The organism is Alcanivorax sp. (assembly GCF_051117345.1).
Classification (GTDB): Bacteria; Pseudomonadota; Gammaproteobacteria; order Pseudomonadales; family Alcanivoracaceae; genus Alcanivorax.
Genome location: NZ_JBNPEC010000181.1, coordinates 1 through 19,907, shown reverse-complemented (window position 1 = coordinate 19,907; position 19,907 = coordinate 1). Strand labels below are relative to the sequence as shown.

Sequence of the window (19,907 nt, the reverse complement as noted above, 5' to 3'; positions counted from 1 at the left end):
TCGGCCCCCTTTTCTGTTATGGAATACCCTTGAAGCCGCATTGTTCCGGCCCCATCTGGGAGGGGCAGGGCCATCAGTGGTAGAATAGTGGCCAACCACAGCCAATACACCCCAAACCGCCAGGTAGTCAGTATGGATGTTATCCAGGTCATCAAAGACCAGATCGAAAAGAACCCGGTGATCCTCTACATGAAGGGCACCCCGCAGTTCCCCCAGTGCGGTTTTTCCGCCCAGGTGGTGGAAGCCATGACCGCTGTTGGCAAGCCGTTTGCCTACGTGAACATTCTGGAGGCGCCGGAAATCCGTCAGAGCCTGAAGGAATACGCCAACTGGCCGACCTATCCGCAGCTGTGGGTGGGCGGTGAGCTGGTCGGCGGCTGCGACATCATTATGGATATGTACCGTTCCGGGCAGCTCAAGGAGCTGGTTGAAGATGCGGCAGTGGACGCCGACGCCGGCGATAACGCCTGATAGCGTCGCCCTCCCGCGTACAAAAGACCCGGCCTTGCGCCGGGTTTTTTGTGTCTGCCGTTTGTGTGGTCTTGACGGTTTTGTTCATCGGTTTGGTTGCCCTGGTGTTGGCTCCGGTGTGATAGCGCCTACAATCGAACGGATTGTTCACAGCATTGAGGAAGCCCGGTGAAACAACGCAAACCCACAGGCCAGTGGCGTCGCTGGCATCGCTGGTTGGGCCTGCTGGTCGCCCTGCCGGTGCTGGTGCTGTCGGTCACCGGGGTGTTGCTGAATCATATAGAGTCCCTGGACTGGGCCGATGACCCCTTGCCGCCCTGGTTAGCGCGTAGCTATGGCGTGCCGCTATCGGAACAGATTCACGGCAGTCAGGTTGACGGGCACTGGTATGCCCAGGCGGGTGAGCGACTGTTTATGGATGGCAGTGCCGTGGCGTCTTGCTCGGCGCCGTTTCAGGGGGCGGTAGCGGCGCAGGGTCTGACCGTGGCAGGTTGTGGTGGTGATCTACTGTTGTTGCAGGGCGGCGAACAGGTGGAGCGGCTGCGGCCAGACCAAGGCATCCCCGCATTTATTCGCCTGGGGGTGATCGGTGAAGGGCTGGTCCTGGAGACAGAAAGCGTGCTGCTGCGGTTCGATCTGGAAAATCTGAACAGTGTGGTGTTGGCAGTGCCTGATTGGCAGCCTGCTGTGATTGAGCCGTTGCCGGCGGTGCTGCAACCCCGCTTGCAGGCTGCCAGTGTGCCGGCGTCGCTGAACTGGCAACGGCTGTTGCAGGATCTGCATGCCGGCCGTGTGTTTGGCTGGGCAGGGCAACTGGTGATGGATCTGGCAGCCTTGTTACTGGTGATGCTGGCTCTGACCGGGGTGGTCATCTGGTCGCGCAGCCGGTGATTATTTGAGCAGGTATGGCCGATTCCGGCCTGAAAAGCCACCGGGCCATTGAAAGCATGACCATAATCCCCATGATAGTGCCATGCAGCGCGGCGGTAGCCGTTGTATTATCGCTGCTCAGATTCAATGTTGGTTCCGGCATTCTCAATTGCCGGATAGTCAATCTAGTCATAATGGAGAGAAACAATGGGCGTTCTGGTAGGTAAACCTGCACCTGATTTTACGGTTCCCGCAGTACTGGGCGATGGCAGCATCGTTGATGAATTCACCCTGTCCGAAGCCATCAAGGGCAAGTATGGTCTGGTGTTCTTCTACCCACTGGACTTCACCTTTGTCTGCCCGTCCGAGCTGATCGCTCTGGATCACCGCATGGACGCGTTCAAAGAGCGCAACGTGGAAGTGATCGGTGTCTCCATCGACAGCCACTTTACCCACAACGCATGGCGTAACACTCCAGTCAACGAAGGCGGCATCGGCCCGGTTAAGTACACCCTGGCCGCTGACATGAACCACGGTATTGCCCAGTCCTACGACGTTGAGTCCGAAGGCGGCATGGCATTCCGCGGTGTATTCCTGATCGACCAGAACGGCGTGGTACGTAGCCAGATCGTCAACGACCTGCCCCTGGGTCGTAACATGGACGAGCTGATTCGTCTGGTCGACGCTCTGCAGTTCCACGAAGAGCACGGTGAAGTGTGCCCGGCGGGCTGGCAGAAAGGGGATTCCGGTATGAAGGACACCCCGGACGGTGTGGCCGAGTACCTGTCTGGTAACGCAGACAAGCTGTAAAAGAGACGCAGCACAAAAAAAGGGCCGCATTTTTGCGGCCCTTTTTTTGTGCTTCACGCTGGCACGCGGCAGGCAGCACGGAAGGCTTTCGGTGCTCATTGCCAGCGTGAAGGGTGTTACGTTACCTCAATCCAGCTGTTTGGCCAGCGTCGGCGGCATATCCTTCGGCGGCGGTGGTGGCCAGCCGCCCAGGTCTTTGAAGCGGTTTACCATGGAGCAGAACAGCTCGGCGGTACGCGTGGCATCGTAGAGCGCTGAGTGTGCCTCGCGCTGGTTGAAGCGGATGCCGGCGGCTTCGCAGGCCTTGGCCAGTACGGTCTGGCCATACACCAGCCCGGCCAAGGCAGCGGTGTCAAAGCTGGAGAACGGGTGGAAAGGGTTGCGCTTGATGTCGGCACGTTCCGACGCCGAATTCAGGAAGCCCTGATCGAAGAAGCTGTTATGCCCCACCAACACGGCGCGGGTGCAGCCATGGTGCTTGATGGCCTTGCGGACCGGCTCGAACACGCCTTTCAGGGCGGTTTCCTCGGGCACAGCCCCCCGCAGCGGGTTGTCCGGATCAATGCCGGTAAAATCCAGCGCAGCCTGCTCGATGTTGGCACCCGGGAAGGGGTCCACATGAAACTGGATGCGGGTGGACGGACGCAGGTAGCCCTGGGCGTCCATATCAATCAGGACGGCGGCAATTTCCAGCAGCGCGTCGGTCTGGGCATTAAAGCCCCCGGTTTCCACATCAATTACTACTGGCAAAAAGCCCCGAAACCGCAGCGCCAGGCTGGGGTGCTGATCATTCATGATCACTCCATCAGACACACAAAACCCGCCCAACTGTCTGTGACAGCCGCGAGAGGGGGCTATGCTACCGGAAAGCCCGCAGGGGCAACAGGCGCGAAAGCGGATCAGAGATGACGCCAACCGGGCAGGGCGGGTACAATACGCGGCCTCGATTCACCGGGGGGCGCCTGATCCGGGGCCTCTCACATGCGGAGTCTTTCAATGTCCAAGATCAACAAGGTGGTACTGGCCTATTCCGGCGGCCTGGATACCTCGGTTATCGTCAAATGGCTGCAGGATACCTATGACTGTGAGGTGGTGACCTTTACCGCCGATATCGGTCAGGGTGAAGAAGTGGAGCCGGCCCGCGCCAAGGCTGAAGCCATGGGCGTGAAGGAAATCTACATTGAAGACCTGCGCGAAGAATTCGTGCGCGACTACGTATTCCCCATGTTCCGCGCCAATACCATCTATGAAGGTGAGTATCTGCTGGGCACCTCCATTGCCCGTCCACTGATTGCCAAGCGTTTGGTGGAAATTGCCGAAGAAACCGGTGCTGATGCCATTTCTCACGGCGCCACCGGCAAGGGCAACGATCAGGTGCGTTTCGAGCTGGGCGCCTATGCCCTGGCCCCGGGCATTCAGGTGATTGCTCCCTGGCGGGAGTGGGATTTGAACTCCCGCGAGAAGCTGATGGCGTATTGTGAAGAGCGCAATATCCCGGTGGATTTCTCCACCAAGAAAAAGAAATCCCCGTACTCCATGGACGCCAACCTGCTGCACATCTCCTACGAGGGCGGCAACCTGGAAGATCCCTGGTGGGAAGCGGAAGAAGACATGTGGCGCTGGAGCGTGAGCCCGGAAGCGGCCCCGGACCAGCCCACCTATATCACTCTGACCTACGAGAAGGGTGATATTGTGGCCATCGACGGCGAGAGCCTGAGCCCCGCCGACGTGCTGGCCAAGCTCAACAAGCTGGGTGGCGACAACGGCATCGGCCGTCTCGACATCGTCGAGAACCGCTATGTGGGCATGAAGTCCCGTGGCTGTTACGAAACCCCGGGCGGCACCATCATGATGCCGGCCCACCGCGCCATCGAGTCCCTGACTCTGGATCGCGAGTCCGCCCACCTGAAAGACTCGGTGATGCCCAAGTACGCCGAGCTGCTCTACAACGGCTACTGGTGGAGCCCGGAGCGTCTGGCCCTGCAGAAGCTGATCGATGCGACCCAGGAGCACGTTAATGGCGAAGTGCGCATGAAGTTGTACAAGGGCAACGCCATTGTGGTCGGTCGTCGCTCTGACAATGACAGCCTGTTCGATGCCTCTATCGCCACGTTCGAAGACGATGCCGGTGCTTACGACCAGAAAGACGCGGAAGGCTTTATCAAGCTGAACGCCCTGCGTCTGCGTATTGCTGCCAAGAACGGCCGCAAGCTGAGTTAAAGATACGCGGCACGCTTCATGCTGCATGCAACACGGAAAACCGCCGTAGCCGAGAGGCTGCGGCGGTTTTTTTGTGCACGGTGTTCGGTCTTTGCGGTTACATAACGACAAGGAAAATGCATTTAATTTGCACGGTAGTCTCAATTAGCCTGAGTGTAGCAACATACTTACAACAACAGGCTGATCGAGGACCTTGCCATGATTATCGGGCAAAACCGCTTTTCCATTGTTCACTTGGGGATACTGACTCTGCTGACCGCGTCGCTACTGGGTGGCTGTGGCGGCGGGGGCAGTGATTCCGCAACGCCTGCTGCTACCGATGTCGATGAGGCCCAGCGTGAGGCGCCACCACAGGAGGACACCCCGGATGAGGTGGCCGAGGAGGTGCCGGAAGAGACTGAGGATGGCCCGCGGTCGGTGATCTTCGTGGGCAACAACTGGGAAGGCGTAATTGATGTCATCGATGCCCAGACCTATCAGCGCCTTGGCCGTATTAGCGGCATCCCGGATCAGACGGCAAGAGAGAAGGAAATTGCCCTCAATCCGCTGGATCTGTTGTTTTTCCAGGGTATTCGCGTACTGATCGGCGAGGGGAATCATCAGTATGTGGACGATATGTACAGTTCGCCGGACGGTCGTCTGCTGATCGTTTCCCGGCCCAGCTATGCGGATGTGGTGGCCATCGACGTGGCCAGCGGCGAGATCGCCTGGCAATTCCTGGTGGAGGGGTATCGCTCGGACCATATGGCCCTGTCGCCGGATGGCACCCAGGTAGCGGTATCCGCTTCCACCGGCAATGTGGTGCACATTCTCGATGTGGAAACCGGCGAGGAACTCGGCCGCTTCCCGTCCGGGGATTCTCCCCACGAGAATATCTATTCCGAGGACGGTGAGCGTATCTACCACGCCAGTATCGGCACCGTGTACACGCCGCTGGATAATCAACTGATCGGTGATCTCACCGATGGCCTGCTGGGGCAGAACCTGCTGGATGCCACCAAGGGCGAGCGGGTGTTCCAGGTGGTGGACGCCAACAGCCTGGAAATCATCAAGCAGCTGGATCTGGAAGCGGATCTGGCAGAGGCCGGTTACGACAATCTCAGTACGGCGGTGCGGCCTATGGCGCACACTGCCGACGAGCGCTATTTCTACTTTCAGCTGTCGTTCCTGCACGGGTTTATTGAATACGACATGCAGGAAGAAAAAGTCCTGCGCCTGGCCGAGTTGCCGGATTTGACCAACGGACTGCCACGGGAATTCTACGTCAATGATTCCGCTCACCACGGCATTGCCATGAGTGCGGACGATTCCACCTTGTGTGTGGCTGGCACCATGAGCGATTACGTGGCGTTGGTGGATCGCGAGGATTTCTCCCACCAGCTGAAAACCGGTATCGGCGAAAAGCCCTACTGGGTGACCACCAGTGCCGACGGCAACCACTGCTATGTATCCTGGAGCGGTACCGACCAGATGTCCGTATTCAATTACCAGACCGGCCAGGAAGTGGCCCGTGTGGATGTGGGCGATCACCCCCAGCGTATCCGCGAAGGGAGTGTGCCGGAGGAATGGGTAGACGCGCAGGGCAGCCTGTTCCTGCCCTGAACCACGATGCATAACGCGCTGCCCGCAGGAGTGTCGCTGGCGGCGCGATAAAAGACCAGAATCAAAAGCATTTTCACCACAGAGGGCACAGAGCACACAGAGAAAAACCGGTTTTCCCTCAGTGATCTCTGTGCCCTCTGTGGTAAATACCGCTTTTCAGGTTTTGGTTTATGCACTTCGAAACTCGCACCTCGTCACTCGCTTGCACCTGATGCCGGGATATCCCCCGGCGTGTCTGCCGTGAAGGGCGGCTGCCTCAATGTTTTACATCGCCTTTCCCTTCAAACCCCACTTTTTCATTGTCAATCCTGCCCTCTACCACCACTATTCGCCCTGTAAAGAGTCAGGGCTCCTATGCCCGCTGAATATTGCTGATATCAGGAGCGAACCAGACATGCGAATCCTGCATACCATGCTGCGCGTGGGCAATCTGGAGCGGTCCGTGGCCTTTTATACCGAGGTGCTCGGCATGAAGGAACTGCGCCGCAAGGAGTACCCGGAAGGCCGCTTTACCAATGCCTTTGTCGGTTACCAGCCGGAATCAGAAGGAGCGGTACTGGAGCTGACCTGGAACTGGGATCAGACCCGCTATGACCTGGGGGATGGCTACGGCCATGTGGCCCTGGCAGTGGACGACGTGTACGCTGCTTGTGAACGTATTCGCGAACGGGGCGGGCGCATCACCCGCGAACCCGGCCCCATGAAACACGGCAGTACCGTCCTGGCGTTTGCAGAAGATCCGGATGGCTACAAGATCGAATTGCTGGAAAGGGACTGAGGGGTTCTCCAATGACAAGCAAGGTCACCGTCGGCTGGCGGGAATGGGCAACCTTACCCGAACTGGACATTGAAGCGATCAAGGTCAAGGTGGACACCGGGGCGCGGACCTCGGCGCTGCATGCCTTTCAGGTGGAAAGCTTTCAGCGCGACAACCAGGAATGGGTGCGCTTTTCCATCCATCCGATTCAAGGGCAGGATCTGGTTCGCCATTGTGAGGCGCCGGTGCTTGATCGTCGCGTGGTTACCGACTCCGGTGGCCACAAGGAAGAGCGCCCGGTGATCCGCACGGACATCGAGCTCGGTGGTCGCCGCTGGCCCATCGAAATCACCCTGACCGACCGCGAAAACATGATATTCCGTATGCTGCTGGGCCGCACCGCCATGGGCGAGATTGTTGTCGACCCCACGGCATCTTTTCTATTAGGTGGAAACAAAGAGCAACCATGAAAATTGCGATTCTTTCGAGAAACAAACGACTGTACTCCACCCGCCGATTGGTGGAAGCGGGCGAGGCGGCCGGCCATGAAATGCATGTGATTGATACCCTGCGTTGCTATATGAGCATGGTGTCCCACAAGCCGGAAATTCACTTCAAGGGTGAGCTGCTGGAGGGCTTTGATGCGGTGATTCCGCGGATCGGTGCCTCCATCACCCAGTACGGCACGGCCGTATTACGTCAGTTCGAAATGATGGGCGTGTTTCCGGTCAATGAATCCGTGGCCATCTCTCGCTCACGGGACAAGCTACGCTCCTTGCAGCTGCTGTCTCGCAAGGGCGTGGGCCTGCCGATCACCGGTTTTGCGCACTCCCCGGATGATATTCCCGACTTGATCAACATGGTTCGCGGTGCGCCGCTGGTGATCAAGATGCTGGAAGGCACCCAGGGTATTGGTGTGGTGCTGGCGGAAACCCGCAAGGCTGCCGAGTCGGTCATTGAAGCTTTTATGGGCCTGAACGTATCGGTGATGGTGCAGGAATACATCAAGGAAGCTGGCGGTGCCGACATCCGCTGTTTCGTGGTGGGTGGCAAAGTCATCGCGGCCATGAAGCGTCAGGCTGCGCCTGGCGAGTTCCGTTCCAATCTGCATCGTGGTGGCAGCGCCAGCCTGATTCGCATTACCCCGGAAGAGCGCGCCACTGCCGTACGCGCGGCCCGTATTATGGGCCTGAACGTGGCGGGTGTGGATATCCTGCGCTCCCACCACGGGCCGGTGGTCATGGAGGTGAACTCCTCGCCGGGGCTGGAAGGTATCGAAAGCGCCACTAGCAAAGATGTGGCGGGTATGGTCATCCAGTTCATCGAAAAGGATGCGCGCCCTTACCGGACCCAGACAAAAGGCTCAAAGGGGTAAGGCAGTTAATAGTTAACAGTGAATAGTTAATAGCGAAAACCTCGCAACCTTGTTGGTTTCCCGGCCTGTTGTCGGGACCACCAAGGGCGGTGCGCTGGTATTGGCTCGGGTGAAGAATGAAAAACACAAAAGAACCGAAGAACACACCCTTTGAACTCGACGGCGTCAGCGTCAAGCCTGGCACCCGTGCCAAGGTGGAGCTGCCGTTGGCGCAGCTTTATACCCAGACGCCCCTGAACGTTCCCATCCATGTGATCCACGGGCGCAAGCCCGGGCCGGTGCTGATGGTCAGTGCGGCGATCCACGGCGACGAACTCAACGGGGTGGAAATCATCCGCCGCCTGTTGCGCCATTCCGCCCTGAAAAGCCTCAGCGGCACGCTGCTGGCGGTGCCGGTGGTCAACGTATTCGGTTTCATTCACAAGACCCGCTATTTGCCGGACCGCCGTGACCTGAACCGTTGTTTCCCCGGCTCCGAAACCGGCAGCCTGGGGGCGCGTATGGCCTGGCAGTTCAAAAGCCAGGTGCTGGATCGGGCTACTCACGCGGTGGACCTGCATACCGGTGCCGTCCACCGAGCCAACCTGCCACAGATTCGTGCTGATCTGTCCAACGAGGGCACTGCCGCCATGGCGAACGCCTTTGGCGTGCCGGTGGTGATCAACTCGGTCCTTGGCGAGGGCACCTTGCGGGAAGTGGCTGAAGCCCAAGGCATCCCGGTGATTACCTACGAGGCCGGCGAGGCCCTGCGTTTCGACGAGTCCTGCATCCGCGCCGGCGTCAAAGGTGTGCTCAACATCCTTCAGCACCTGGGCATGACTGGCGCCCGGCGCGCCAAGATGCCCAGCGAACCCTATATCGCCCGCTCCTCAAGCTGGGTGCGTGCCGAGCGCGATGGGGTTTTCCTGCCGCTGGTGGCATTGGGTGCCTGGATCAAGAAAGATGATCTGATCGGCCGTATCTCCAGTCCCTTCGGTGGCGATGACGTCAACATTCACTCTCCGGCCGCCGGCATCCTGGTGGGGCGCAACAATATGCCACTGGTGAACGAGGGCGAAGCCCTCTATCACATCGCCCGCTTCGAGGAAGTCAGCGAAGTGGCACAGTCGCTGGAGGTGTTCACTAACGATATCGAAGAGGGTCCGACCCTGTCGGGTGAGCCGCCGATTGTGTAGTGCCTCAGTCGTTCTGCTGATGCACCTTTCCCGCTAATAAGCCAATTCTGTGGATTGGCTCATTAGCGGGGGAGCCTCCCCAAAACTCTCCAGTTCGTCTGGCCCCTGCCTCGTGGCACAATCACTCTGATTGCAGGGAAAGAGTGATTGCCGTGAGAACTGTCGAAACCCGATTGCGTTATATCCCGTATCGTCGGCGGGACATTGTGGCCATGTGCCTGGCAGAAGCGCGCCTGACGGAAGGACAGGCGGACCAGTTTCAGGCCATGGCAGAGCAATTGCAGAGAAAATTGCATCTGCATTTTCATGCTCGCCAGGAGGCCCTCAAGGAATCGTATCTGGCAGTGAATCCCCAGGCGCGGCTAATGAAGAGTGGTCTTCTGTCGGAGAGCCCTGACGATCTGAAGCTGCAGCTGGGCGAGCTGCTGGAACAGGCCAACTACGAGCCGGTGACCGAGGCAGATCTGGCGGCGGCGCTGCAAGAGGCGTCATTGTTCAAGGTGCGCTTGCAGGTGGATTTTTCCCGGTTTAAGGAAGTGCTGCTTTACAGCCGGGGGCAGAGTCAGCGCACGGAAACCCTCAAGCTGTTGTGGGGGCTTTACCGCAAGCCAGTTACCTTTACCCATTATGACAATGTGGCTCTTTACCTGAAGGTCCCGCCGGAAGAGGGAGAGGAGGGCGAGCGTGTCTACCTCAAGCTGTTCGAGAATGTGCCCAAGGCGGATATCGAGATGCTGTTCCCGGAAACCCAGGTGCGCATGCGAACCATCGACAAGCTGCTGATCGGTGTGCCGGCGCTGGTGGGCGGTGGCGTTATGCTGACCACCAAACTGGGAGCCACCCTGTTGCTGGTCGGCTCGTTGCTGGGTTTCTGGTTGGGTATGCATGCCCAGCCGGTGACGCTGGATAAGGCCGCACTACTGGCGCTGTTGGCAGGCCTGGGAACCCTGGCCGGATTTATCTGGAAGCAGGTGAAGAACTTTCGCACTCGCAAGCTGACGTTTGTGCAGGCGCTTACCCGGAATCTCTACTTCAAGAATGTGGCGAATAACGCCAGCGTGATCTTTCAATTGGTGGACGAGGCCGAGGAAGAGGAGTGCAAGGAAACCCTGCTGGCTTATTATTTTCTGCTGGCGGCGGGTGAGCCACTGTCTGCGAAAACGCTGGATGAGCAGATCGAGCGCTGGTTTTCGCAGCGTTGGCAGTATCGGCTGGACTTCGAAATCAGCGATGCGCTGGCCAAGCTGGAACGATTAGGGTTGGCTCGGCGCGATAACGGCAATGGCTGGCAGGCTTGCCCGCTGGAACAGGCGTTGGCGGTGTTGGCCTGACGGTTCCGCTCCGTGAAAGGAAAGGGCGCCCAGAAGGTTTAGCAGCTAGCCCGGGTGGTTCTTCAATCGTCTGTTTTTTATCGACAATCTGGACAGCTTTCATACGGGGTGGCAAGCCGGGTAAGAACGGTGCAACCGTAGACAGTCAAAGCCTTAACGGGTGAGTGATTACTAACAATATGGATTTTTATGCTTATGCCCAGGTGTGCCATCTATTGCTTCCATTGCGAGGCCGACCTGGTGCCGATCCTCTGGTATACTGCGCCGCGCATGCATACCTCGTTGATTGAGCATATGGAGTAAATTGATGGTCTCTTTGGTCAAGCCGCATGGTGCGGACGCATTGAACCCCCTGTACGTCGCCGATGAAGCCGAGCGCGTTGCCTTGCAGCATGAAGCGGAGTCTCTGCCCTCGGTGGTGATCAGTTCGGCAGCTGCCGCCAATGCGGTGATGATGGGTGCCGGTTATTTCACCCCGCTGACTGGCTACATGAATAAGGCGGATATGCTGTCAGTGGCCGAGAACCTGACCACTGCCGATGGTCTGTTCTGGCCGGTACCGATCGTCAATATGCTGAAGGATGTCAGCGCTATTGAAGGTGCCAAGCGCATTGCCCTGCGTGACCCCAATGTGGACGGCCAGCCGGTGATCGCGGTGATGGATGTCGCGGCCATCGAAGAAGCTTCTGACGCCGAACTGGAAGCAGTGGCCGAGCAGGTATTTGCCACCAACGACAAACAGCACCCGGGTGTGGCCAACTTCCTTGCTGCCGGTAACTTTATCGTTTCCGGCGATATCCAGGTGTTGAACTATTCCTACTTCGCCGACGACTTCCCGGATACCTTCCGCACCGCAGTTTCCATTCGCAATGAGTTTGTTGAGCGTGGCTGGAGCAATGTGGTCGCCTTCCAGACCCGTAACCCGATGCACCGCGCCCATGAAGAACTGTGCCGCATGGCCCAGGAAGCGTTGAACGCTGACGGTATCCTGATTCATATGCTGCTGGGCAAATTGAAAGCGGGTGATATTCCGGCCGATGTGCGCGATGCCTCCATTCGCAAAATGGTGGAAGTGTATTTCCCGCCCAACACCGTGATGATTACCGGTTACGGTTTTGACATGTTGTACGCGGGTCCGCGTGAAGCTGTCCTGCATGCGGTATTCCGCCAGAACTGCGGTTGTAGCCATTTGATTGTTGGCCGTGACCATGCCGGTGTCGGTGATTATTACGGCGCCTTCGACGCACAAACCATCTTCCAGGAGAAAGTGCCTGCTGACGCGCTGGAAATTAAAATCTTCGAGGCCGACCACACTGCCTATTCGAAGAAGCTCGGTCGCGTGGTGATGATGCGTGACGTGCCTGATCACACCAAGGACGACTTTGTTCTGCTGTCAGGTACCAAGGTGCGCGAGATGCTGGGTCAGGGCATTGCGCCCCCGCAGGAATTCTCCCGCCCGGAAGTGGCACAGATTCTGATGGATTATTACCAGACGCTGGACGCTGGCAAGTAATCTTTCCTCAGCGTTTCTGTGCTCAATGTGCATCGAAAAAGCCTCTTTTTAGAGGCTTTTTTTCGTTTCAGGTCTGTGCCTGTCCCCTATGGCTCGCCGTCCCTGTTCAAGGTGCGCCTGCAGGTGGGTTTTCCTGGTTAGAGGAGGTGCTGCCCGATTCTAAGGAGCCTCTGAATAACTCCCTGACCCTCTCAAAAAGGGCCGGAGGTACCGAGCAGCGGCAGCAAATTACCGATGGGCCTTCGGTTTTACCGGCTGAATTGAGGTAAAATTCCGCCCATTCATTTTCCGGGTAGCCCGTTTCGTGGGCAGTTAAAGCCCCGTTGGCAGAATAAAGGTACAGGTTATGGCCGTTATTGTGGTCTGTGTGCTGCTCTATGTGGGCTGCATTGTGTTTATCCGGGCGCGCAATCGTAAGCCGCTCGGGCTCAAGCGGCAGCTGTCGGATTTTTCCACGTTCATGGTGCCGTTCAATATCCCGGCCTACCTGCTGTCGAAGGTGCCTACCACGTCGCGCATCGGCCTGGGTCATTTCCCCGAGCTGCAGCTGATCGAGGACAACTGGGAAATCATCCGTGATGAGGCTCTGGCCCTTTATGAAGGAGGCAATATCGCCGCCAAGGATGATTTGCCCGCCAGTAGTTTCTACAAGGATGGTCGCTGGACCAGTTTTTACCTGAAGGTGTACGACAACAAGTTGCCCTCTGCCTACGATCTGGCGCCGAAAACCATGGCCCTGCTGGATCAGCTGCCGTCCATGAACATCGCCCTGTTTGCGGTACTGATGCCGGGCAAGAAGCTCAATCGTCACCATGACCCGTTTGCGTACACCCTGCGTTATTCCATGGGCCTGAGCACGCCTAATGATGAAGGCTGTGGCCTGACCGTGAACGAGGATGACTACATCTGGCGTGATGGCGACAGCATCATTTTTGATGAAACCTACATCCACTCCGCGTGGAACCGCACCGAGACGCCACGGATTATTCTGATGACCGACGTGGATCGGCCCATGAAATGGAAGTGGGTGGAGAAGGTGTACTGGTACTTCGGCTGGTTCTTCAACCGCTTGTTTTTCATCGATAATCTGGACAGCAGCCACACCGGGGTGGGTAACAAGCTGGGCAAAGGGGTGATTGCCTACAAGGGCTTCCTGAAATCGGTTAAGCGGAAGAACAAGACCTTCTACGTGACAGCCAAGTGGGCTGTGGTGCTGGCGGTGCTGGGGAGTATCGGTTACCAGCTGGTGTAGCCCGACCTAAAGAAAAACCGCCGAGCGGTCGTGGTTTTGCGTCCGGCTGGCTTGGGGCGCATCGCGCCATCATGCCAACATGCCCGTGAACACATCGGTAGGGAATAACAATAATGATAAGGAACATCATTGCCGGGGCCGTTATGGCCTGGGCTTGTGCCGGGGTGGCCGGCGCCGACGTGAAGGTGGCGCCGGCGGGGGCGTTCTCTGCCAGCGGCAAACTGGCCATGAAGAAAGGTGCTATCCCGGTCAGTTGTCACACCACGTTTAACGGCCAGGTCAGTGAGCAGGGGGCCATCCAGGTTACCGAGGTCATCTTCGGTGGCATGAATCCATTGTGCAAAAGCATCAAGGCGCTGGAGCTACCCTGGCAGGGACAGGTCAATACTCCGGGGCGACTCACGGTGGACGATATGCAGGTCAAGATCAGGGTGCCGCTGTTGGGCGGTGTCTGTGGTCCTGGGCCGGTATCACTGGTGTGGGGAAACGCGGATGGCTCGGCCACGTTTGACGCGGTCACGCTGGGCCCGGACTGTGCCATGGATGGCACCATGGTTACCTCGCCGCAGGTGGATATCCGCCGTACGGGTCAGCCCGTTGGCGCGCCAGAAGCGGTTGGCGAGACTGGTGTCACACACAGCAGCTGACGTCGCTTGGGAGCCTCTGAATAACTCCTTGCGTATAGGCTTTGTTATTCCGGCCCGATCGGCGTTTCCCCTCGGGCCAACGCCCCGCTATCATGAGTTTTTTCAGTGACAGCAACTGTTTGCAAGGCAAGGACATAACAATGCAGAACGTGGTGGCGATTCCCGCTAACCCGGCGCTGGTGAACAGCACCGAAGACTTCCTTCATGCCGTCGAGCATGATCGTAAAGACAGTGCCGAGAAGTTCATTCACATGGTGGATCATCTCACCGACAGGATTCTCAGCCTGTTTCTGGTGGAGCCGGCCAACATGACCGAGTTGTCCGGTGGCCAGAAAAAAGTGATCGACTTTGCCGTGTCCACCGCCGGTAAGGCATCCAGCATGCTCACACGCCAGATTTTCAAGAAGGTGTCCAACGCGGAATTCGCCCCGGTGGTGAAGAACGTGAAGGCCATGTACTGGCAGGCTGGCGACGACAACGATAATCACGCCAGTATCGCTTTCCCGGTGGAAGACAGCTTCGCTGCTGATTTCCGCAAGGCCACCGAGCTGTGTGCGGCGGGCAAGGGCACCGAGGATGTGGCTTTGGTTACCCGGGTGATGAGCGCCATGTCGGACAAGATTATCGATGAAGTCTTTGTCGCCAACACCAAGGAAGTGAAAATCGGCTTTGTGACCCAGAAAGCCCTGAATGTGGGGATTGATGGTAGCCGCAAGGCTGTGCACGCGGTGAACAACAAGGTGCTCAAGGATCTGAGCAATGACGAGCTGAAAGGATATATGGCCCACTATCAGGGCCTGCTGCGGCAGAGATAAATCAATCAGCTGCGAGCTTCTAGCTACGAGCTGCAAGGAAAACCGATGCTGTCGGGGTTGTGCTGCGTTTGGAGCGGGGCACCATTCTGCAAGCTAGAAGCTAGAAGCTAGAAGCTAGAAGCTAGAAGCTAGAAGCTAGAAGCTAAAGAAAAGGCGCCGATTGGCGCCTTTTTTCGTTCAGGACTGCTGGGCCTGTGGCCGGCGGTTTCCGGCCGGGCGCCGGCGTCGCTGGCTGTTTGCCGGGCGATTGCTGCCATTTTCGGGGCGCGCCTGGCGGTTGTTCTGACCGCCACGATTCTGGCCTTGAGCATTGCTGCCGCCACCACCGGGTTTGGCTTTCTTCGGGCGTTTGCGCTTCGGTGGCTGTAGCGCACCGCCTGCGGGTAGCGGTTCGCCAGGCTCGAAGCCTGCGACAATCTTGCGCTCCAGCTGTTGCTGGGTAAGCCGCTCAATATCTTTCAGCTGCTGGGCTTCATCGGCACTGACCAGGGAAATGGCCTGGCCGGTGGCGCCGGCACGGCCGGTGCGACCGATGCGGTGCACGTAATCTTCCGGCACATTGGGCAGATCCACGTTTACCACTTGTGGCAACTGCTCGATATCCAGACCCCGGGCGGCGATGTCGGTGGCGACCAGCGCGCGGATCTTGCCGTTCTTGAAGTCAGCCAGGGCACGGGTACGGGCGTTCTGGCTCTTGTTGCCGTGGATCGCGGCGGCTTCAATGCCGTTGCTCTCCAGCTGCTTGGCCAGTTTGTTGGCGCCGTGCTTGGTGCGGCTGAAGACCAGCACCTGGAACCAGTTGTTGTCCTGGATCAGGTGGGTGAGCAGGGCCGCCTTGCGCTGTTTGTCCACCGGGGCGATCCACTGGGTGACCAGCTCGGTGGTGGTGTTGCGCGGGCTCACATCGATTTCCACCGGATCGTTCACCAGGCCCTTGGCCAGGGCGCGGATCTCCGGAGAGAACGTGGCCGAGAACATCAGGTTCTGCCGTTTTGGCGGCAGCTTGGAGAGAATCTTGCGGATGTCATGGATGAAGCCCATGTCGAGCATGCGATCCGCTTCATCCAGCACCAGTATTTCCAGGTGATCGAATTTCACCGCATTCTGCTGATACAGATCCAGCAGGCGCCCGGGGGTCGCTACCAGGATATCCGCACCGCCGCGCAGGCGCTGCATCTGTGGATTCACCTTCACACCGCCGAATACCACGGTGGAGGTGAGCGGCAGATTCTTGCCGTAGGTGGCCACGCTCTCGGCGACCTGGGCGGCCAGCTCCCGGGTGGGGGTCAGTACCAGGGCGCGTACCTGGTTATTGCTGGCGGCCTTGCCAGCGCGCAGGCGCTCCAGCAGGGGCAGGGTAAACCCGGCAGTTTTGCCGGTGCCGGTCTGGGCAGCGGCCATCACATCACGGCCGCTGAGTACGGCGGGGATGGCCTGGGCCTGGATCGGTGACGGGGTGTGATAACCCTGATCGGCAACAGCGGCCAACAGGTCATCCCCCAGTCCAAGGGAAGTAAAAGGCATGAAATTGGGTCTAACTTAAGAAGGGGCGGCAAGCCTACCCCATCCGGGACAGGAACACGAGCCCGGTGGTCTGGTTGCCGGATGCGTCGCTGAGTGGCGAAATAACCGTGTTCAGGCTAGCGGCGGTGTGTTGCTGAGCACCTCATCAACCCCGGAGCGGAGCGCCTGGCGCTGTTGCTCCTGCCCTTCTGGCAGGAATGCCAGTACCCGCCCGCCAAGGTGGTGGTAGGCATCCACCAGCGAGCGACGGAACAGGGGCAGGCCGTGGAATACCGGCGGCAGGGAATAGGTGCGTCCGTTGCGGATGGCTGCCAGCGGCCTGAGGCCCATCAACAGAGACAGGCCGGCCCGCCGGCATTCGTTCTGGGGCGCCATGGTAATGGCGGCGGGGAACAGCTCGCGTAACCGTCGTGTGTGCTCCGGGTGCCAGAGTAGAAAGCGTGCCTGGCGGCAGAGCCAATCGCCTTTTTGTTGTTGATCCGCCCAGTTGCGCAGGGCGCCCAGAGTGCGTTCAGCGCTCTCGGGTTTGATATCAAGCACCCAGCGTTGCTCGGTAAAAGTGCGGGCAAAGTCATCGAAGGTGAGCAGTGACTGGCCGTCGTTGAGGCGGTGGCTCAGGCAACGATCTGAACACATCTCTTCGATGATGGCATCACTGCCGGCGGTGCGGATCAGAGCGGGATCGTGATGCAGGACGATAAGCCCGTCACGAGTAGTGCGGAGGTCGGTTTCCAGGGTGTGAAAGCCGGCTTCGGCGGCGGCCTCGAACGCGTGCAGGCTGTTTTCCACATGGCGCTGGTGCAGGCCGCGATGGCTGATCCAGATTACGTCCATGGGGACATTGTCTCCCGGAAGCTGGCCTGGTTAAAGCGCCATAAGTCGGGAGCGTGGTTGGCGGTGACGCTCAGGCGGCGTGGGCGCTGGCCATTTCAGCGTCAAAGGATTCCCACTGGCCGGGATAATCCGCATGCGCATCTTCGAAAATACCCTCTACGGCCTCGGGTACCCATTCCAGATCCAGTTGCTCTTCGTATTCCATGAATTGCCCCATTGCTTGTTTTTTAAACAAGGTTAAGACTAGCTTGGCGGGCCTGAATGCTCTGTTGTTGGGCTGTAAGCTTTTGCTTACAGGGTGTGACAAAAAGGATTGCAATGATTGGCGTAGCCAGGGCCACAATGACAACACTGACTGAGTGGCAGGAGGCTTGATGCAAGAGCTGGACTGGAATCAAGTCGTTACCCATCTGTACCAACTGGGCATCGCCTTTTTGTTGGCGCTGCCGGTGGCCTGGAACCGGGAGCAGCGAGCCCGTGGCGCGGGGCTGCGCACCTTTCCGCTGGTCTCTGTGGCGGCCTGTGGTTATATGTTGGTGGGTATGCAGGTATACACGGGCTCGGATGCGGAAGCCCGCGTCATGTACGGCATCATCACGGGAATGGGCTTTATCGGTGGTGGTGCGATTTTAAAGGATGGCGCCAATGTGAGTGGTACCGCCACGGCGGCCAGTCTGTGGAATACCGGCGCCATCGGCATCTCGGTGGCTTACAGCCGGTATGAGATTGCCCTGGTGCTATCGTTGATCAATTTCCTGATCCTGCAGTTTTCCCGTTCTTTAAAGCGGTTGCCGGTGGATGACTGAGCCCCGGCTTATGGGAACGTGACGGCTTACACCGTGGCGAGAATGGCCTGCCGTACACAATGCAGCACCCCGGTGGGCCAGTCGTCGGCCAGCAGTTCCTTCAACTGCCGATAGCTGAAGGTGTCTTCGGCCAGATTGGACTGGCTGAGCAGGGCGTCCTGGATAATGCCGATTTCCGTTTCGCTGATGCCCAGAGCCTGTTCCAGGCTGATTTGATTCGCGGTGACCAGTTTCGCTAGTTCCCGGTACACGGTTTGCTCGTTCAGGTTCTGCTGGCGGGCAATGGCTGCGGGGTTCATGTTGGCCTGGGCCAGGGCAAGGATCTCGTTGCTATTCGGGCCGGCGGGCTCGGCGACACCGGCGGCATCATCATTACCGTTGAGAATGGCCAGAAACTCATCCCCGTAGCGTTCCAGCTTGCGGTCGCCGACACCGCTGACGGCGGCCATTTCCATGCGGTTGCGCGGGCGGATAGCGAGCATGTCCATCAGGGTGGCGTCGTGGAAGACCACGTAGGGTGGCACGCCTTCTTCGTCCGCCAGCCGTTTACGGCAGGCGCGCAGAGTTTCCCACAGCGCCCGGTCGGCGTCGGCGATGCTGGAGTGGGTGCGCCGTGTGGTGGCTTTTTTGGCCTTGGCCAGTTCCTTGCGCAGGTGCAGGGGCTGCTCGCCGCGCAGGTAGGGGCGGCACAGGTCGGTGAGTTGCAGGGCGCCGAAGCCGTTCATGTCCACGGTCAGCAGGCCGCGGGCCACCAGTTGCCGGTAAATGCTTTTCCACTGGTTGGCGCTGAATTCATTGCCGATGTTCCAGGTGGACACATGGTCGTGGCCGGCACTGGCCACTTTGTCGGAACGGTTGCCGGTGAGCACATCGATCAGGTGATTGGCGCCGAATCGCTGGCCGGTACGGTAGACACAACTCAGGGCTTTCTGCGCCGCTTCGGTGGCATCGAAAGTCTGTGGCGGGTTCAGGCAGGTGTCGCAGTTGCCGCAGGGTTTCTCCAGCGTTTCGGCAAAATAGTGCAACAGCGCCTGGCGACGACACTGGGTGATTTCGCAAAGCCCCAGCATGGATTCCAGTCGCTGGTTTTCGTTGCGTTTGTGCTGCTCGTTGCCACTGCTCTGGGCCAGCATCTGCTTGAGCTTGATGGCGTCTTCCAGGCCATAGGCCATCCAGGCGGTGGCAGGCTGGCCATCGCGCCCGGCGCGACCGGTTTCCTGATAGTAGGATTCGATGCTTTTCGGCAGGTCCAGGTGAGCCACGAAGCGCACGTCGGGTTTGTCGATGCCCATGCCGAAGGCAATGGTGGCCACCATCACCAGGCCCTCTTCGCGCAGGAAGCGCTGCTGGTGAGTTTCCCGGGTTTGTGCGGGCAGGCCGGCGTGGTAGGGCAGGGCTTTCACGCCCTGCTGGCACAGCCATTCTGCTACCCGCTCTACCTTGTTGCGCGACAGGCAGTACACGATGCCGGCGTCGCCGTCGTGCTCGGCACGAATCAGGCGCAGTAGCTGGTTGCGGGCACCGTCCTTGCGTTCGATACGGTACTGGATATTGGGCCGGTCGAAGCTGGAGACAAAATGACGGGCCCGGGTCAGATCCAGCCGCTCGGCAATTTCCGTGCGGGTGCGTTGATCCGCCGTGGCGGTCAGGGCAATGCGCGGCACAGTGGGGAATTCCCGGTGCAGCAGGGACAGTTGCAGGTAATCGTTGCGGAAGTCATGGCCCCATTGGGAGACGCAGTGAGCTTCGTCGATGGCAAACAGGGCAATCTGTGCCTGGTGAAGCAGTGACAGGGTGCGCGGTTGTATCAGCCGTTCCGGGGCGATGTACAACATGTCCAGCTCGACTTAAGCAGGGCGTCTTCCAGGGCCCGCTGCTGTTCCATGTTCAGTGTGGAATTGAGAA

20 protein-coding genes are annotated in these 19,907 nt (G+C 58.8%); 15 read left to right on the top strand and 5 right to left on the bottom strand.

The features are described 5' to 3' along the window. Nucleotides 1-132 precede the first annotated feature (132 nt). The 3 genes from grxD (at nucleotide 133) to ACFE0K_RS11610 (ending at nucleotide 2,151) form a co-directional block, all read left to right on the top strand. Nucleotides 133-471 (top strand): Grx4 family monothiol glutaredoxin, encoded by a 339-nt coding sequence (gene grxD, locus ACFE0K_RS11620; protein WP_035248920.1) that lies wholly within the window; start codon nucleotides 133-135, stop codon nucleotides 469-471. Between the two features lie 168 nt (nucleotides 472-639). Further along, nucleotides 640-1,362, top strand: coding sequence for a PepSY-associated TM helix domain-containing protein (locus ACFE0K_RS11615; RefSeq protein WP_434536218.1), 723 nt, complete (start codon nucleotides 640-642; stop codon nucleotides 1,360-1,362). Nucleotides 1,363-1,548: 186 nt separating this feature from the next. Beyond that, nucleotides 1,549-2,151, top strand: a complete 603-nt coding sequence (locus ACFE0K_RS11610) for a peroxiredoxin (RefSeq protein WP_035248916.1) — start codon at nucleotides 1,549-1,551, stop codon at nucleotides 2,149-2,151. A 126-nt stretch (nucleotides 2,152-2,277) separates the two neighbouring features. Here ACFE0K_RS11610 and rnt read toward each other — a convergent pair whose 3' ends face one another. Continuing rightward, a complete protein-coding gene (rnt, locus tag ACFE0K_RS11605; protein ID WP_052042962.1) occupies nucleotides 2,278-2,946 on the bottom strand; it encodes a ribonuclease T in 669 nt (222 codons plus the stop codon). A 201-nt stretch (nucleotides 2,947-3,147) separates the two neighbouring features. On the opposite strand from rnt, the gene ACFE0K_RS11600 reads away from it, so the two are divergent. The 11 genes from ACFE0K_RS11600 (at nucleotide 3,148) to ACFE0K_RS11550 (ending at nucleotide 14,838) form a co-directional block, all read left to right on the top strand. Then, on the top strand, nucleotides 3,148-4,371 hold the full coding sequence (locus ACFE0K_RS11600) for an argininosuccinate synthase (RefSeq protein ID WP_434536217.1): 1,224 nt from the start codon (nucleotides 3,148-3,150) through the stop codon (nucleotides 4,369-4,371). Between the two features lie 198 nt (nucleotides 4,372-4,569). Further along, nucleotides 4,570-5,973, top strand: a complete 1,404-nt coding sequence (locus tag ACFE0K_RS11595) for a YncE family protein (RefSeq protein ID WP_434536216.1) — start codon at nucleotides 4,570-4,572, stop codon at nucleotides 5,971-5,973. Between the two features lie 394 nt (nucleotides 5,974-6,367). Continuing rightward, nucleotides 6,368-6,751 (top strand): lactoylglutathione lyase, encoded by a 384-nt coding sequence (gloA, locus tag ACFE0K_RS11590; RefSeq protein WP_434536215.1) that lies wholly within the window; start codon nucleotides 6,368-6,370, stop codon nucleotides 6,749-6,751. 11 nt (nucleotides 6,752-6,762) lie between these two features. Next, entirely contained in the window at nucleotides 6,763-7,200 is a 438-nt protein-coding gene (locus ACFE0K_RS11585; RefSeq protein ID WP_434536214.1) for an ATP-dependent zinc protease family protein, read from the top strand. After that, on the top strand, nucleotides 7,197-8,105 hold the full coding sequence (gene rimK, locus ACFE0K_RS11580) for a 30S ribosomal protein S6--L-glutamate ligase (RefSeq protein ID WP_434536213.1): 909 nt from the start codon (nucleotides 7,197-7,199) through the stop codon (nucleotides 8,103-8,105). Before ACFE0K_RS11585 ends, rimK begins: the two co-directional genes overlap by 4 nt. Nucleotides 8,106-8,221: 116 nt before the next feature. Then, the gene (locus ACFE0K_RS11575) at nucleotides 8,222-9,280 is read left to right on the top strand and encodes a succinylglutamate desuccinylase/aspartoacylase family protein (protein WP_434536212.1); all 1,059 of its coding nucleotides are present in this window, start codon (nucleotides 8,222-8,224) and stop codon (nucleotides 9,278-9,280) included. A 152-nt stretch (nucleotides 9,281-9,432) separates the two neighbouring features. Beyond that, entirely contained in the window at nucleotides 9,433-10,611 is a 1,179-nt protein-coding gene (locus ACFE0K_RS11570) for a DUF3754 domain-containing protein (RefSeq protein ID WP_434536211.1), read from the top strand. Between the two features lie 307 nt (nucleotides 10,612-10,918). Further along, the gene (gene sat, locus ACFE0K_RS11565; RefSeq protein WP_434536210.1) at nucleotides 10,919-12,124 is read left to right on the top strand and encodes a sulfate adenylyltransferase; all 1,206 of its coding nucleotides are present in this window, start codon (nucleotides 10,919-10,921) and stop codon (nucleotides 12,122-12,124) included. Nucleotides 12,125-12,470: 346 nt separating this feature from the next. Then, nucleotides 12,471-13,376 carry an aspartyl/asparaginyl beta-hydroxylase domain-containing protein gene (locus tag ACFE0K_RS11560; protein WP_434536209.1) on the top strand — a complete coding sequence of 302 codons (906 nt, stop codon included), beginning with the start codon at nucleotides 12,471-12,473 and terminating at the stop codon, nucleotides 13,374-13,376. A 113-nt stretch (nucleotides 13,377-13,489) separates the two neighbouring features. After that, complete coding sequence (locus tag ACFE0K_RS11555) at nucleotides 13,490-14,023, top strand: activator protein (protein ID WP_434536208.1); 534 nt, start codon at nucleotides 13,490-13,492, stop codon at nucleotides 14,021-14,023. 140 nt (nucleotides 14,024-14,163) lie between these two features. Continuing rightward, the gene (locus tag ACFE0K_RS11550; protein ID WP_035248893.1) at nucleotides 14,164-14,838 is read left to right on the top strand and encodes a hypothetical protein; all 675 of its coding nucleotides are present in this window, start codon (nucleotides 14,164-14,166) and stop codon (nucleotides 14,836-14,838) included. Between the two features lie 177 nt (nucleotides 14,839-15,015). On the opposite strand, the gene ACFE0K_RS11545 is transcribed toward ACFE0K_RS11550, so the two are convergent. The 3 genes from ACFE0K_RS11545 to ACFE0K_RS11535 form a co-directional block, all read right to left on the bottom strand. After that, nucleotides 15,016-16,362: a DEAD/DEAH box helicase gene (locus tag ACFE0K_RS11545; protein ID WP_434536207.1), complete on the bottom strand. Its 1,347-nt coding sequence runs from the start codon at nucleotides 16,360-16,362 to the stop codon at nucleotides 15,016-15,018. 111 nt (nucleotides 16,363-16,473) lie between these two features. Beyond that, nucleotides 16,474-17,196, bottom strand: a complete 723-nt coding sequence (locus tag ACFE0K_RS11540; protein ID WP_434536206.1) for a glycerophosphodiester phosphodiesterase — start codon at nucleotides 17,194-17,196, stop codon at nucleotides 16,474-16,476. Nucleotides 17,197-17,266: 70 nt separating this feature from the next. After that, nucleotides 17,267-17,401 carry a hypothetical protein gene (locus ACFE0K_RS11535; RefSeq protein ID WP_434536205.1) on the bottom strand — a complete coding sequence of 45 codons (135 nt, stop codon included), beginning with the start codon at nucleotides 17,399-17,401 and terminating at the stop codon, nucleotides 17,267-17,269. A gap of 169 nt (nucleotides 17,402-17,570) precedes the next feature. Here ACFE0K_RS11535 and ACFE0K_RS11530 point away from each other — a divergent pair, with 169 nt between their 5' ends. Further along, nucleotides 17,571-18,002 carry an MgtC/SapB family protein gene (locus ACFE0K_RS11530; RefSeq protein WP_035248885.1) on the top strand — a complete coding sequence of 144 codons (432 nt, stop codon included), beginning with the start codon at nucleotides 17,571-17,573 and terminating at the stop codon, nucleotides 18,000-18,002. A 26-nt stretch (nucleotides 18,003-18,028) separates the two neighbouring features. On the opposite strand, the gene ACFE0K_RS11525 is transcribed toward ACFE0K_RS11530, so the two are convergent. Further along, entirely contained in the window at nucleotides 18,029-19,837 is a 1,809-nt protein-coding gene (locus tag ACFE0K_RS11525) for a RecQ family ATP-dependent DNA helicase (protein ID WP_434536204.1), read from the bottom strand. Nucleotides 19,838-19,907: the final 70 nt, after the last annotated feature.

Bases quoted from the DNA above. Each gene is read 5' to 3' on its own strand.
- ACFE0K_RS11585 (WP_434536214.1), top strand. From the start codon at position 6,763: ATGACAAGCAAGGTCACCGTCGGCTGGCGGGAATGGGCAACCTTACCC.
- ACFE0K_RS11600 (WP_434536217.1), top strand. From the start codon at position 3,148: ATGTCCAAGATCAACAAGGTGGTACTGGCCTATTCCGGCGGCCTGGAT.
- grxD (WP_035248920.1), top strand. From the start codon at position 133: ATGGATGTTATCCAGGTCATCAAAGACCAGATCGAAAAGAACCCGGTG.
- gloA (WP_434536215.1), top strand. From the start codon at position 6,368: ATGCGAATCCTGCATACCATGCTGCGCGTGGGCAATCTGGAGCGGTCC.
- ACFE0K_RS11575 (WP_434536212.1), top strand. From the start codon at position 8,222: ATGAAAAACACAAAAGAACCGAAGAACACACCCTTTGAACTCGACGGC.
- ACFE0K_RS11555 (WP_434536208.1), top strand. From the start codon at position 13,490: ATGATAAGGAACATCATTGCCGGGGCCGTTATGGCCTGGGCTTGTGCC.
- ACFE0K_RS11535 (WP_434536205.1), bottom strand. From the start codon at position 17,401: ATGGAATACGAAGAGCAACTGGATCTGGAATGGGTACCCGAGGCCGTA.
- ACFE0K_RS11525 (WP_434536204.1), bottom strand. From the start codon at position 19,837: ATGTTGTACATCGCCCCGGAACGGCTGATACAACCGCGCACCCTGTCA.
- ACFE0K_RS11595 (WP_434536216.1), top strand. From the start codon at position 4,570: ATGATTATCGGGCAAAACCGCTTTTCCATTGTTCACTTGGGGATACTG.
- ACFE0K_RS11545 (WP_434536207.1), bottom strand. From the start codon at position 16,362: ATGCCTTTTACTTCCCTTGGACTGGGGGATGACCTGTTGGCCGCTGTT.
- rnt (WP_052042962.1), bottom strand. From the start codon at position 2,946: ATGAATGATCAGCACCCCAGCCTGGCGCTGCGGTTTCGGGGCTTTTTG.
- ACFE0K_RS11560 (WP_434536209.1), top strand. From the start codon at position 12,471: ATGGCCGTTATTGTGGTCTGTGTGCTGCTCTATGTGGGCTGCATTGTG.
- ACFE0K_RS11610 (WP_035248916.1), top strand. From the start codon at position 1,549: ATGGGCGTTCTGGTAGGTAAACCTGCACCTGATTTTACGGTTCCCGCA.
- ACFE0K_RS11550 (WP_035248893.1), top strand. From the start codon at position 14,164: ATGCAGAACGTGGTGGCGATTCCCGCTAACCCGGCGCTGGTGAACAGC.
- ACFE0K_RS11530 (WP_035248885.1), top strand. From the start codon at position 17,571: ATGCAAGAGCTGGACTGGAATCAAGTCGTTACCCATCTGTACCAACTG.
- ACFE0K_RS11540 (WP_434536206.1), bottom strand. From the start codon at position 17,196: ATGGACGTAATCTGGATCAGCCATCGCGGCCTGCACCAGCGCCATGTG.
- sat (WP_434536210.1), top strand. From the start codon at position 10,919: ATGGTCTCTTTGGTCAAGCCGCATGGTGCGGACGCATTGAACCCCCTG.
- rimK (WP_434536213.1), top strand. From the start codon at position 7,197: ATGAAAATTGCGATTCTTTCGAGAAACAAACGACTGTACTCCACCCGC.